A 12595-nucleotide genomic window follows, 5' to 3' on the forward strand; every position below is an offset into this window, starting at 1 on the left:
TAACATCGAGCCTCCAGCTTCCAACTTCTCGCTTTCAAAATCCCTTTTGTATTCGGCTGAAAATAATTAAATTGCAGTCTAAGTTTTTATTATGCTTACAAAAGAACAAATTGCCAAAAGAATTTCAAAAGAACTGAGAGATCGTTATTATGTAAACCTGGGAATCGGAATTCCTACTTTGGTTGCCAACTATGTTCCGGAAGGTATTTCCGTAGAATTCCAGAGTGAAAACGGAGTTCTTGGGATGGGACCTTTCCCTTTCGAAGGTGAAGAAGATGCAGATATCATCAATGCAGGAAAACAGACTATTACTATTTTAGACGGAGGTTCATTCTTTGATTCAGCGTTTAGTTTCGGGATGATCCGTGGTCAGAAAGTGGATCTTACCATCCTTGGAGCTATGGAGGTTTCTGAGAATGGAGATATTGCCAACTGGAAGATTCCGGGAAAAATGGTAAAAGGAATGGGAGGAGCTATGGACCTTGTTGCTTCCGCTGAAAATATTATCGTTGCAATGATGCACGTAAATAAAGCAGGAGAAAGTAAGATCCTGAAAAAATGTACTCTTCCTTTGACCGGAGTAAACTGTGTGAAAAAAGTAGTAACCGAATTAGCTGTACTGGAAGTAACTCCAAAAGGATTTAAACTTCTGGAAAGAGCTCCGGAAGTTTCGGTAGAAGACATTATTAAAGCTACAGAAGCAGATCTTATCATTGAAGGTGAAATTCCTGAAATGCAATTCTAAATACAATATAAACCTTGCCAACCGCAAGGTTTTTTTATTTCTACTTAACAAATAATGCTTCAGTCATAAAAGAGAACTTAAATCAGGAACATCTCTGTCATTCTGAATGAAGCAGGGTGTAATGAAGAATCTCTTAAAACCATATTTTTCTCTCTCAGATTCTGGAGATTACGCAGATTTTTAATCGCCACAAATGCACGGGTCTTTTTTATTCGTGCATTCGTGGCAAAATAAAAAAGGTTGCTTCGCGTGTGAAACAACCTTTCTATTCTATTCAAGTTTTAATTTATCTATTAGCATCCTGCGCCCCGAAAACCTTCTGCAATACACTTGTTGTTCTCATAGCCGGAGTATTTCTGATTCCGCTTTCCTTATCCGCTACCATTTTGAAAACTCCGTTGATTGTTTCTGTAGTTACATATTCATTAAGGTCTGTAGTTACAGATTGTCCTGTGAAAGTATTGTATTTTGAGATCAGATTTTTCCATACCGCATCAGCACCTACTTTTCCTAAAGAAGCTTTTACTTTCGGCTGGAAGGCTGTGAATAACTGTGATTGAGTTTTGCTTTGTAAATAGCTTGTTGCAGCATTATTATTGCCTAAAAGAATATTTTTAGCATCAGTAATCGTCATAGAAGTGATCGCATTGGTAAAAATAGGTGCTGCTTCTGTTACAGCATCTTCTGCCGCTCTGTTTAATAACTTTACCCCTTCATCAGCCAGGCTTCCTAATCCTACAGAACGTAGAGTAGTATCAACCTTTCTTAGTTTTTCAGGCATTAAGATTTTTACCGCTTCATTCTTTAAAAAACCGTCTGTTAATGCCAGTTTCTTCACTCCATCCGTTACACCAAGACTTAAAGCTTCCTTCAGTCCTGAAGAAATCTGATTGGAAGTAAGGTTTCCAACATTAAGAAGAGATGTTTGAGTTGAAGTAGATGTGGGAACTGTTGTGGAAGTCTTCGTATTTGTCGTTGTAGCAGTAGTAGTACCTTTCGTTGCCTGTGGATTATTAAGATCAATTCCTGTTTTGTCTTTTACTGTAGACTTGATCATGTCAAGAAGCTGAGCTTGAGTAGATATTGAAAGTAATAATCCTGCTGCTATGAAAATGCTTTTTCTCATTGTATTTTTTTACAAATTTAGATGTTTATCTTTTAAGTGACCTAAGCTTATCAAAAAATAAACCATTAATTTTATTTGCTTGATTAATATGGCTTTAATTATTTTATATTGTTGATTTGTATGTTGTTATGAATCTTATTTTCTTTTATATTTTTTGAATTATACGATTCTTTTTTAGGAACAAAGCTTACCATGATAAAGTTTTGAAAAATAAGTATATTAGCTACCATCTTAATCCTATCTAATGACCCGTGTATTTTTAGCATTATTGCTTATCATTTCGAATATTATGTATGCTCAGAAAAAGCTGAACTTAATTCCTTATCCTCAAAATATAGAAACTCATAACGGCAGTTTTACAGTTCCTGAAGTTTTAAAATTGAGTAATGATTTACCTCAAAAGGAAACAGAATATTTAAAAAAACGATTTAGTACGGTACTGAAATTTCAGGATGCCAAAAAAGCAGATGCCCAATTGATCTACACGCGCTTACCTGAAAAATCCGGAGAAAATAAAGAATCTTACATTCTTACCGTTACACCAAAGCAAATTCAAATACAGTCTTCTACCCAGAAAGGATATTTCCTGGCACTTCAGACGCTAATCCAATTACTGGAAGAGTCTAAAACAAATGGGAAAATTCCGGCGATGAAAATTGAAGATCAGCCGAAATTTGCATGGCGTGGAATGCATCTGGATGTATGCCGACACTTTTTCACGGTGGATGAGGTAAAGCAGTATATCGATTATTTGGCAATGTATAAACTAAATACTTTTCATTGGCATTTAACCGATGATCAGGGTTGGAGAATTGAAATTAAAAAATATCCCAAACTTACGGAAATCGGTTCCAAACGTAAGGAGTCAATGATCGGAGCTTACGTTGATAATACCTTTGACGGAAAACCTTATGGTCCTTATTTTTATACTCAGGAGCAGATCAAAGATGTGATAAAATATGCTCAGGAAAGACATATTACAGTAGTTCCTGAGATTGAAATGCCAGGACATGCTTTGGCTGCATTATCGGCTTATCCAGAACTTGCATGCACAAAAGGACCTTTTGAATCTGCTACAAAATGGGGTGTTTTTGATGATGTTTTCTGCCCTAAAGATGAAACATTTAAGTTCCTTGAAAACGTTTTGGATGAGGTGATTCAGTTATTTCCATCACAATATATTCATATCGGAGGGGATGAATGTCCAAAAACAAGATGGAAAGAATGTGCACATTGTCAGGATTTAATAAAGAAAAATAATTTAAAGGATGAACATGGACTGCAAAGTTATTTCATCCAGAGAATTGAAAAATATATCAATAGTAAAGGCAGAAAAATTATCGGGTGGGACGAAATTCTTGAAGGCGGACTTGCTCCAAATGCTGCTGTAATGAGTTGGACAGGCGTAAACGGAGGAATTGAAGCTGCAAAATCAAAACATTTCGCAGTGATGACGCCCGGAGCATTCTGTTATTTTGATCATTATCAGGGAGATCCTCAATCTGAACCCAATGCGTTCGGTGGTTTTACACCATTGGATAAAATTTATTCTTATAACCCGATTCCTGAAGAACTGAATGCAGAGCAGGCAAAATATATTCTGGGAGTTCAGGCAAATTTATGGACAGAGTATATCTTAGATTTCAAACACGTTCAATATATGATTTTCCCAAGGTTGATGGCACTTTCAGAAGTGGCATGGGGAACTTCGGATTCTAAAAATTATAAAGAATTTGAAGGAAGAGTAATCAATCAGTTCAAAGTTTTGGATAAAATGAATGTGAACTATGCGAAAAGTATTTATAATATTTCAGGAAAGGTAATTCCGGCAAATGATGGCATTGCTTATGAACTTTCAACTTCGCAAAATTCAAGCGGAATCAGATATACTTTGGATGGAAGTGTTCCGACAATCAATTCTAAAACATATCAGAACCCTATTGCTATTCCTAATTCTTTAACCGTTAAATCAGCTTATTTTGAAGACGGACAACTGAAAAGTGCAGTTTCTTCACAACAGTTTACAATTTCAAAAACAACAGGTAAAAAGATTACTCTTGAGCAACAACCGAGTGAAAATTACTCATTTGGGGGAGCTTTTACACTAGTAGACGGAATTATAGGAAATGTAAGACAACTCGGCAAAACGTGGCTGGGATTCCAAGGAAAAGATGTTTCGGCAACAATAGATTTTGGAACAAAAACAGCTTTTACAGAAGTTTATTTTAATACCCTTGAAAACAAAGGAAGCTGGATTCATCTTGCAAAATCTGCGCAGATTTATGTTTCAGATGATAATAAAAACTTTACCAAGATCAAGGAAATAGGAAAAGAAGAAATACAGAAAGCAAAAGGAAAAATTCTTCTCAATGTAGGAAAGCAAAATACAAAATACCTGAAAGTTGTCATTGAAAATGCAGGAATTATTCCAGTCGGAAACCCAGGAGCAGATTCAAAAGCATGGCTTTTTGTTGATGAAATTGGCGTAAATTAGTCTCATTAACTTTACAATATGCAGGATACCATACTATCTTCAGAATTTTCCTCTTCACCGGAACTGGTTGAAAAATTATATCAATACGGTATTACTAAAAATTATCACGAAGGAGATATTATTTTAGACGAAAATGCTTCTATACGTTCTATTCCTATTGTCATGAAAGGAATGCTGAAAGTCATAAGAACTGAAGAAGACGGACGGGAAATCCTCTTGTATTATATCAAAGCCGGAGAAAGCTGCATCATGTCTTTTCTGGGTGGAATGCATAATGAAAAGAGTATTGTAAAAGCAGAAATAGAAGAAGATGCAGAGATCCTTTTTCTTCCTGTAGATAAAGTTTCCCTGTTCATTAAGGAACATCCTGAATGGCTTGACTATATTTTCAGACTGTACCACAAAAGATTTGAAGAATTATTGGATATTATTAACGCCATCGCCTTTAAAAAAGTAGACGAAAGACTACTGAATCTTCTTAATAAAAAGGCTGAACTTACTGCGTCTGATACCATCAATACTACTCATGAGCAGCTTGCCAATGAATTGGGAACAGCAAGAGTCGTTGTATCAAGACTTTTAAAACAGCTTGAAGAAGAAGGAAGATTAAAGCTAGGCAGAAATAAAATCACACTCCTTAAAACAATCACAGGATAATATTATAACTCTACAAGTTAATCAATGGCACCCAAATTCCCATCCTTTGGAGAGGTGGCGAAAATTCAAAGAATTTTTGACGGAGTGGTTGAAAATAAACTCTTATCTCTAAAAAACAATTAACCATTTGTATCAATTCTCTTATGTAACAAAAGTAGCTGTAGCCTTTCCGAAACCTTCCCATTTTTGTAATCAGAATTATTGAATGATAAAATGGAAATAATAGGATATACAGCATCTGTTTTAATTGGTATTTCTCTGGGATTGATCGGAGGAGGTGGAAGTATTCTTACCGTTCCGGTATTGGTGTATCTCTTTGGGATGGATGCCTTTCTGGCAACAGAATATTCACTTTTTATTGTGGGGGTGAGCAGTACGGTAGGATCAGTAACTTACTTTAAAAATGGATTAGTCAATTTTAAAATAGCATTGATTTTTGGCGTACCATCAGTTATTTCTATCTTTTTAACAAGAACCTATCTGTTGCCATTAATTTCTGAGGAACTTCTTACCATAAAGGATTTTACTATTACCAAAAACATTTTCCTTCTACTGGTCTTCGCAATATTAATGATTTTTGCTTCCTATAAAATGATCACGAGCAAGACTTCTGCAGAGATTTCAGAAAATAGCTCAGCTCAAAGTAATATTGCATTAGCTGTAGGACAAGGAACAATTGTTGGAATTTTAACAGGGCTGGTAGGCGCCGGAGGTGGATTCATGATTATTCCTGCGTTGGTCAATCTTTTGAAATTGCCGATGAAAACAGCGATAGGAACCTCACTGGTAATTATTGCTTTAAATTCCTTAATCGGTTTTTCTTCATCTATGACAAACGTAAATATAGAATGGACTCTTCTTCTTTCCATTGCTGCCATTGCCATAGCCGGAATCATAATCGGATCACAACTGTCAAAAAAGATTGACGGTAAAAAACTGAAACCCGCATTTGGGTGGTTTGTGCTGGTAATGGGAATTTACATTATCACCAGGGAAATATTTCTGTAAGGAAAATCTGTTATTTTTCACCTTCTGAAAACTTTTTTACAAAGAAATCTGCTTCAAAATACTGCTATGTAACAAAAGTAGCTGTACAGGAAATCAGGAAACCGGAGATTTGTATCAGAAAACAAAATCAAAAAATAAATACAATGAAAATAGAACAGATGTATACAGGATGTCTGGCTCAGGGAGCGTACTATATCACTTCAGGTGGTGAAGCAGTCATCATTGATCCTTTAAGAGAAACTCAACCCTATATTGAAAGACTGGAAAAAGATGGAGTAGTATTAAAATATATTTTCGAAACACACTTTCATGCAGACTTTGTCAGCGGTCACTTAGATTTAAGTAAAAAAACAAAAGCACCCATCGTATACGGTCCCACAGCAAATCCGGAATTTGAAGCCATTATTGCAAAAGATAATCAGATATTCAGGATAGGGAATATTCAGATTAAAGTTCTTCATACTCCGGGACACACATTGGAAAGCTCATCTTACCTTTTGATTGATGAAAATGGAACTGAAACCGCATTATTCAGCGGAGATACCTTGTTTCTTGGAGATGTAGGACGTCCGGATCTGGCTCAGAAAGCAGCGGATATGACACAGGAAGAGCTTGCAGGATTATTATACGACAGTTTATATCATAAAATTTTACCTTTAAATGACGACATTACAGTATATCCTGCTCATGGTGCCGGCTCGGCATGTGGTAAAAATATGCAGAAAGAAACCGTTGATACCCTTGGTAATCAGAAGAAAACCAATTATGCTTTAAATCAAAAAGACAAAGAAAGCTTTATTAAAGAAGTGACAGACGGACTTTTGCCCCCGCCCGCTTATTTTGGAATGAATGTAATGATGAATAAAAATGGCTATCACAGCTTCGATGAGGTACTTTCAAACGGAATGCAGGCTCTTGTTCCAGAGCAATTTGAGGAAATAGCGGAAGCTTCAGGAGCTTTGATTTTAGATGTAAGGAACAATACAGATTTTGCCAAAGGCTTTATCCCGCAATCTGTCAATATCGGGTTGAATGGCGATTTTGCTCCCTGGGTAGGCGCTCTTATTGCAGAAGTAAATCAGCCCATTGTTCTGGTAACTGAACCGGGTAATGAAGAAGAAGCAGTGACCAGATTAAGCAGAGTAGGGTTTGATCATGTCTTAGGATTTTTAAAAGGAGGCTTCGATGCATGGAAGAATAGCGGTAAAGAGGTAGATTCGGTTAACCGTATTTCTGCTGAACAATTTGAGAACGAAATAAAAGATAAAGACGTCAAAATTATAGATGTAAGGAAAGAAAGTGAGTATGCCGCGGAACATGTAAATGGTGCTTACAGTAAACCTTTAGCTTATATCAATGAATGGATTCATACCATACAACCCGAAGAACATTTTTATCTTCATTGTGCCGGAGGTTACCGAAGTATGATTGCCGCAGCTATTCTTCAGGCAAGAGGTTACCGAAATTTTACCGAAATTGAGGGTGGATTTAAAGCTATTGCTTCCACAGCTATTCCTAAAAGTGATTTTGTATGCCAAACTAAAGTTTTAAACCATTAAAAATAAAAGTATATATGTTAGAAATAATAAAAGAACCCTGGGCATGGTATATTGCCGGTCCATTAATCGGGCTTACCGTTCCAGCTTTACTGATTATAGGAAATAAGCCCTTTGGAATCAGTTCTTCATTAAGACATATCTGTGCAGCCTGCGTACCTGCCAATGTCAATTTTTTTAAATATAACTGGAAAAAAGAAGCCTGGAATCTGTTTTTTGTACTCGGAATTTTCTTCGGAGGGATAATTGCTGCCAATTTTATGCTTAATCCAGCCGAAATTACTGTGAACTCCAACCTTAAAACTGAACTTGCAGGTTATGGAATTACAGATTATACCAATCTTGTTCCTGCTCAGCTAATGAATTTTGAGAGCTTATTTACCCTTAGAGGGTTTATCATGATGGTAGTAGGTGGATTTTTGGTAGGCTTCGGGACACGTTATGCAGGAGGATGTACCAGCGGGCATGCGATCATGGGACTTTCAAACCTGCAACTGCCGTCTTTGATAGCAACCATCTGCTTTATGATCGGAGGTTTTATAATGGCAAACCTTATTCTGCCTATGATTCTTTCCTTGTAACCTAATTTTAAAATCAGACAAAAATGATAAAAGAGCAAAACCATTACGAAGAAACTGTTTGCAGCAATGAAAATATTCCTGAACAGAAATGGTATCACAATCTGAAATATCTTATTGCAGGAATCATATTCGGGATTATTTTCGTGAAAGCAGAGGTAATCAGTTGGTTCAGAATTCAGGAGATGTTCCGTTTACAGTCTTTTCATATGTATGGAATCATCGGGAGTGCTGTATTGGTCGGTATGATTTCCGTGTGGCTGATCAAGAATTTCAATATAAAAACAATATCCGGCGAGCCTATTACTTTCACACCTAAAAAATTCAGTAAGGGGCAAATTTATGGAGGATTGATATTCGGTTTTGGCTGGGCAATCACAGGAGCCTGTCCCGGACCTCTTTTTGCACAGATCGGAACCGGAGCTTTAGCTGTATCCGTTACGCTTCTGAGTGCCATTGCCGGAACCTGGGTGTATGGGTATTTCAGAGATCAATTACCTCATTGATATTAAACATACATAATAAAAAAAGCCTGCTGATGTTATTTCAGCAGGCTTTGTAGATACAAAATTATGAAAAAATGAAGTTTTGCGCTCCCAATGCCATATAAAGATTGATGCGCTCCATTCTGTCCTGAAGTTCGAGATTAATAAGATTCATCTCATTTTTAAGAAGATCTCTTTGCTTTCGGATCAGGACAAAACTGTTATTCGTTCCGACCTTAATTTGTTTTTGGGTGAGGTCAATATTATTTTTCAGCTCCTGAATAGCTTTTTGGTTATAATTAATCTGTTTTTCAACAGAATTCAGATTGGCTAGTGATGATTCCACTTCATTCAGCGCATTCAGTACAGCTTTTGAATATTCCTCAACAACCTGTTTCTGCTGTGAGTTTTTTATCTCTACATTCTTTTTCAGTTTCCCACTATTAAAGATCGGAGAAACTAATCCACCGCCTACTTTCAGTAACGGATTGGAAAATAACGAATTAATAGCTTCTACATTACTTCCGGCTGTACCAAGAGAAGAACTGATGGTAAGAGAAGGTAACCTTGCTGCATTGGCTTGCTGAACCTCATAAAATGCTTTTTCAATCTGAAAATGATAAGCCTGTATATCTGATCTGTTCTCTAAAAGCCCTAATGGAAAAGAAGCAGGAATATCATTTTTTACAGGAGTAAAGAAATTCTGGGTAGCAAGTTTTCCTTCAGGATATTTTCCTGTAAGCAGTTCCAAAGATCTTCTGGACTGAATATTTGCATTTTTTACCTTTTCAAGATATCCCTCCAGAGAAATAATTTCCGCAGCAATATTAGAAAGATCCATTGCATTGGCTGTTCCTATTTTTTTCTGAATTGAATATAATCTTTCAAGCTCTTTGGTTTTCAGGATATAGCTTTCAATCATATCTTCCTGAATATTTCCTGCAATATTTAGATAATATGCTTTTGCAATCATGGATGCAATAGACTGATGCAGAAGGATATTCTGGTGTTTTGCCGAAAAATAATCACTCGTGCTAGCCATTTGTGCAGATTTATTCTTTCCCCAAAGATCTATTTCCCAGTTTGCTTTTAATGCAAGACGTCTGATCTGGCTTTCACTTACCAGATTATTGGATGTGTTGGCAACCGCACTTACACTTGGGTAAAGATTAGTTCCTGCAATTTCCATCGCCAATTCAATCTGGTTGAGCTTTTCCTTTGCAATCACAAGATCTGCATTATACAGCATTCCATCTTTGATCAGCGTTTCCAGTTGAGGAGTCTTAAGATCGGAAATCCATTCATATGAAAGAGATCTTGCATTGGCTGTTCTGTCAAAAATCCATTCATCAGGAATCGTAACATGAGAGGCAATTTCACTGCTTTCCTTCAAATTATCCAGAGCTTCTTTAGTAGGCTCTTTGTAACCAATACATGAGCTTAACCCTATGGAAAGTACTCCCAGTATAATTAATCTTTTATACATCTTAATGAAGTTTAGGAATAATGAAATTAATTTTACTGTTGATACGAACCATTACCTTTCTGATAAGGTGAAGAGGTTTGATATGATCAGAATAAATAACCGCTGTACCTCTGGCACCCACCGTCAGTTGCTTTTGATCATCTTCCAGAACAAACTTAGCGATAAGCTTTCCATCAGTTTCGGGCAATTGTCTTGCTGTATCAGGTAGCCCGGCTGTAGAACCGTTTCCACCCAACATTCCTCCTGCGTTATTCATAATCCCTTGGCTGGTAGCATCAATTACATATTCAAGCTTGGCTTTGACTACTTTTCCAGGTTCTGTTTTAAGAGCTAGCTCAACTTCGTCGCCATTTTTCACTGATTCCAATTCGTTTTGAGCAAAAAAGCCAATCACAGACTGCTGTTTCTGAATCAAAACGAATGCAGATTTGAATGGCGCCATGATAGCACCCTCATTCAACTGGACATTAGGAATTACCCCGTCTGTAGGTGCCAAGACAACTGTTTGGGAAAGATTCCATTTTGCCTGATCCAGTTTTGCCTGAATTTCAGAAACTGATGAATTTTCTCCGTTATAAGAAGCATTAGACTTTGTTTCCAAAGACTGTTGCTGAGATTGCGCCGCACTGATACGGGATTGCAGATCCTGAACATTTGTCATAGCCTGCTCAAGATCAAACCTGTTAGCCGCACCAGCTTCCACCAGCTCTTTATATTGAGTTACTCTTTTGTTGGCAAGATCCAGCTGAGACTGTAATCCGGCAATATTTTTTCTTGAAGCAGAGATATCTGTATTATATGAAGTTACGGTAGCCTTCATATTGCTAAGTTTAGCTTCCAGAGATTTTATTTCCTGTAAATAAGGTTCTCTGTCCAATACAAATAAAGTATCACCCTTTTTTACTTCCTGATTCGTACTCACATATACTTTCTTTACCTTTCCCAAAACCTGGGTGGTAATATCCACACTTCTGTTTCCTACTTTTACATCAGAAGTGATAGGACAATAATAATTAAGACTTAATATTAAAGCAATGGACCCGAAAATAGGAAGAGAATACACCACGACCTGTGTGGTAAACGTCCAGGGAATTAATTTTAATTTTTTAATGAGAAGCCAGCATATTCCGGCATATATTGCGATAAGTAATTCTAACATTTCTATTAATTTTCAATTGTGTTGAGTTCTTCTTCTTCAGTAGCATCAATGTCCTTCGGAGTCTGAGGTTCCTTCTGATTGCCATAGTCATAGTTTGCCCATATCAGAGCAACGGGCCATAAAAGGCCTCCAAAAACAAGGGAAAGGAGGCACATACTTTTTATGGCATTAAGCTGAGGGTGGTTCTTTTTTTCGGCAACTTTTTCAGGATAGATATGAACTTTCCAGAAAAGGTAAATGCCGGCAAGGGGTAAAACAAGTAAAATGAGCCACGATGCAACATCAGCTATATTGTCTTCCATTCCGCCTGTGGATGCCTGAACAAAATTGCATGACAGTAGCAGGCAGAGAAATAAGGTTATTCTTTGCATAATATAATTGTATAAGGTAATAATGAATGTAAACAAGGTGGTAACTAGACCGTATCAAACGCTGGTCGGTTACCTTAAATCTATATGAAGATTAAAGATGAATCTATAATAAATATTGTTTTGTGAATGATATTTTTCTCATTTTGCTTTTAATGATTTGTGTAACAGTATTTTCAGTAAGCAAAAATAGATCGAATAAAGTGAGAAAAAGTATTCCTAAGTTATTTTTTTCTTTCGTTCCTTTTTTTATGAATGCGTGCCGTCATCCTTGAAAGAGAATTGGGAGTAATACCCAGAAAATTGGCAATGTACTTTCTGTTAGCATTTTGAGAAGTAAAAGGACGGTTTTCCAGAAACTCTTCGTATCGTAAATGTGGAGATGAAGAACAAAACTGCTCGGTACGTACTTTCAATGTACCGATGATTTGTTTTAAAGACCTCAGATACATCGTATAAATGCCCTTGTATTGGAATGCCGTTTCCTCAAATTCACTTTTATTAAACAGGAAAATCTGTGAATCTATTACGGCTTCAATGGTATACTTTCTTTCCTCTTCGTTCAGGTAGGATTCCGGACTTTCCATGATTGCCGCTTCCCTCTCTGAAGGTAAAAAAAGATTAGTCTCGATACCATTCTCATCATCAAAGAAACATCTTAACAGACCATTGGAAAGAATGAATAAATGATTGAAAGACTGTCCGGGAACAACCAGTTTTTCCTTCTTACGCAGAAGTCTTGGAGTGCTCATTTTGATCAGAACGTTAATTTCCTCATCAGATAAATCCTGAAAGAAAACAATATTCCTGAAAGTCTTAAATTGATCCATTACAGCAGTAAAGATAAATAAAAAAATAGTACATGGATATTAGTTTCACAGGTTTGAGGATTTCATGGAAGTTTTTTTTAGATTTGTTGAGTATTATAATTTT

General features: G+C 36.6%; 12 protein-coding genes. 7 read left to right on the forward strand and 5 right to left on the reverse strand.

Annotation, left to right across the window (positions count from 1 at the left end):
• The first annotated feature begins 91 nt into the window (after positions 1 to 91).
• Positions 92 to 745 carry a CoA transferase subunit B gene (locus tag BBI01_RS06120; protein WP_065393789.1) on the forward strand — a complete coding sequence of 218 codons (654 nt, stop codon included), beginning with the start codon at positions 92 to 94 and terminating at the stop codon, positions 743 to 745.
• Positions 746 to 1031: 286 nt separating this feature from the next.
• Here the strand turns inward: BBI01_RS06120 and BBI01_RS06125 are convergent, their stop codons facing one another.
• On the reverse strand, positions 1032 to 1871 hold the full coding sequence (locus BBI01_RS06125) for a DUF4197 domain-containing protein (protein ID WP_065393790.1): 840 nt from the start codon (positions 1869 to 1871) through the stop codon (positions 1032 to 1034).
• 244 nt (positions 1872 to 2115) lie between these two features.
• Between BBI01_RS06125 and BBI01_RS06130 the strand changes: the two genes are divergently transcribed.
• From BBI01_RS06130 to BBI01_RS06155, 6 genes are all read left to right on the forward strand, one after another.
• Positions 2116 to 4365 carry a glycoside hydrolase family 20 protein gene (locus tag BBI01_RS06130; RefSeq protein WP_065393791.1) on the forward strand — a complete coding sequence of 750 codons (2250 nt, stop codon included), beginning with the start codon at positions 2116 to 2118 and terminating at the stop codon, positions 4363 to 4365.
• Between the two features lie 18 nt (positions 4366 to 4383).
• Positions 4384 to 5022: a Crp/Fnr family transcriptional regulator gene (locus BBI01_RS06135; protein WP_065393792.1), complete on the forward strand. Its 639-nt coding sequence runs from the start codon at positions 4384 to 4386 to the stop codon at positions 5020 to 5022.
• A 213-nt stretch (positions 5023 to 5235) separates the two neighbouring features.
• Positions 5236 to 6030, forward strand: coding sequence for a sulfite exporter TauE/SafE family protein (locus BBI01_RS06140; RefSeq protein WP_065393793.1), 795 nt, complete (start codon positions 5236 to 5238; stop codon positions 6028 to 6030).
• Between the two features lie 143 nt (positions 6031 to 6173).
• Positions 6174 to 7589 carry an MBL fold metallo-hydrolase gene (locus BBI01_RS06145; protein WP_065394140.1) on the forward strand — a complete coding sequence of 472 codons (1416 nt, stop codon included), beginning with the start codon at positions 6174 to 6176 and terminating at the stop codon, positions 7587 to 7589.
• 14 nt (positions 7590 to 7603) lie between these two features.
• Entirely contained in the window at positions 7604 to 8167 is a 564-nt protein-coding gene (locus tag BBI01_RS06150; RefSeq protein WP_065393794.1) for a YeeE/YedE family protein, read from the forward strand.
• A gap of 23 nt (positions 8168 to 8190) precedes the next feature.
• Positions 8191 to 8670 (forward strand): DUF6691 family protein, encoded by a 480-nt coding sequence (locus BBI01_RS06155; protein WP_065393795.1) that lies wholly within the window; start codon positions 8191 to 8193, stop codon positions 8668 to 8670.
• Positions 8671 to 8734: 64 nt separating this feature from the next.
• Here the strand turns inward: BBI01_RS06155 and BBI01_RS06160 are convergent, their stop codons facing one another.
• From BBI01_RS06160 to BBI01_RS06175, 4 genes are all read right to left on the reverse strand, one after another.
• A complete protein-coding gene (locus tag BBI01_RS06160) occupies positions 8735 to 10135 on the reverse strand; it encodes an efflux transporter outer membrane subunit (protein WP_065393796.1) in 1401 nt (466 codons plus the stop codon).
• 1 nt (position 10136) lies between these two features.
• Complete coding sequence (locus BBI01_RS06165) at positions 10137 to 11294, reverse strand: HlyD family secretion protein (RefSeq protein WP_065393797.1); 1158 nt, start codon at positions 11292 to 11294, stop codon at positions 10137 to 10139.
• Between the two features lie 5 nt (positions 11295 to 11299).
• On the reverse strand, positions 11300 to 11665 hold the full coding sequence (locus BBI01_RS06170) for a DUF3302 domain-containing protein (RefSeq protein ID WP_065393798.1): 366 nt from the start codon (positions 11663 to 11665) through the stop codon (positions 11300 to 11302).
• Positions 11666 to 11886: 221 nt separating this feature from the next.
• On the reverse strand, positions 11887 to 12492 hold the full coding sequence (locus tag BBI01_RS06175) for a Crp/Fnr family transcriptional regulator (protein WP_228393946.1): 606 nt from the start codon (positions 12490 to 12492) through the stop codon (positions 11887 to 11889).
• Positions 12493 to 12595: the final 103 nt, after the last annotated feature.

This window comes from Chryseobacterium artocarpi, from assembly GCF_001684975.1.
Lineage (GTDB): Bacteria > Bacteroidota > Bacteroidia > Flavobacteriales > Weeksellaceae > Chryseobacterium > Chryseobacterium artocarpi.

Coding starts and splice junctions, on each gene's coding strand:
- BBI01_RS06120 (WP_065393789.1), top strand. CDS start 92: ATGCTTACAAAAGAACAAATTGCCAAAAGAATTTCAAAAGAACTGAGA.
- BBI01_RS06175 (WP_228393946.1), bottom strand. CDS start 12,492: ATGGATCAATTTAAGACTTTCAGGAATATTGTTTTCTTTCAGGATTTA.
- BBI01_RS06140 (WP_065393793.1), top strand. CDS start 5,236: ATGGAAATAATAGGATATACAGCATCTGTTTTAATTGGTATTTCTCTG.
- BBI01_RS06130 (WP_065393791.1), top strand. CDS start 2,116: ATGACCCGTGTATTTTTAGCATTATTGCTTATCATTTCGAATATTATG.
- BBI01_RS06170 (WP_065393798.1), bottom strand. CDS start 11,665: ATGCAAAGAATAACCTTATTTCTCTGCCTGCTACTGTCATGCAATTTT.
- BBI01_RS06165 (WP_065393797.1), bottom strand. CDS start 11,294: ATGTTAGAATTACTTATCGCAATATATGCCGGAATATGCTGGCTTCTC.
- BBI01_RS06125 (WP_065393790.1), bottom strand. CDS start 1,871: ATGAGAAAAAGCATTTTCATAGCAGCAGGATTATTACTTTCAATATCT.
- BBI01_RS06160 (WP_065393796.1), bottom strand. CDS start 10,135: ATGTATAAAAGATTAATTATACTGGGAGTACTTTCCATAGGGTTAAGC.
- BBI01_RS06135 (WP_065393792.1), top strand. CDS start 4,384: ATGCAGGATACCATACTATCTTCAGAATTTTCCTCTTCACCGGAACTG.
- BBI01_RS06145 (WP_065394140.1), top strand. CDS start 6,174: ATGAAAATAGAACAGATGTATACAGGATGTCTGGCTCAGGGAGCGTAC.
- BBI01_RS06150 (WP_065393794.1), top strand. CDS start 7,604: ATGTTAGAAATAATAAAAGAACCCTGGGCATGGTATATTGCCGGTCCA.
- BBI01_RS06155 (WP_065393795.1), top strand. CDS start 8,191: ATGATAAAAGAGCAAAACCATTACGAAGAAACTGTTTGCAGCAATGAA.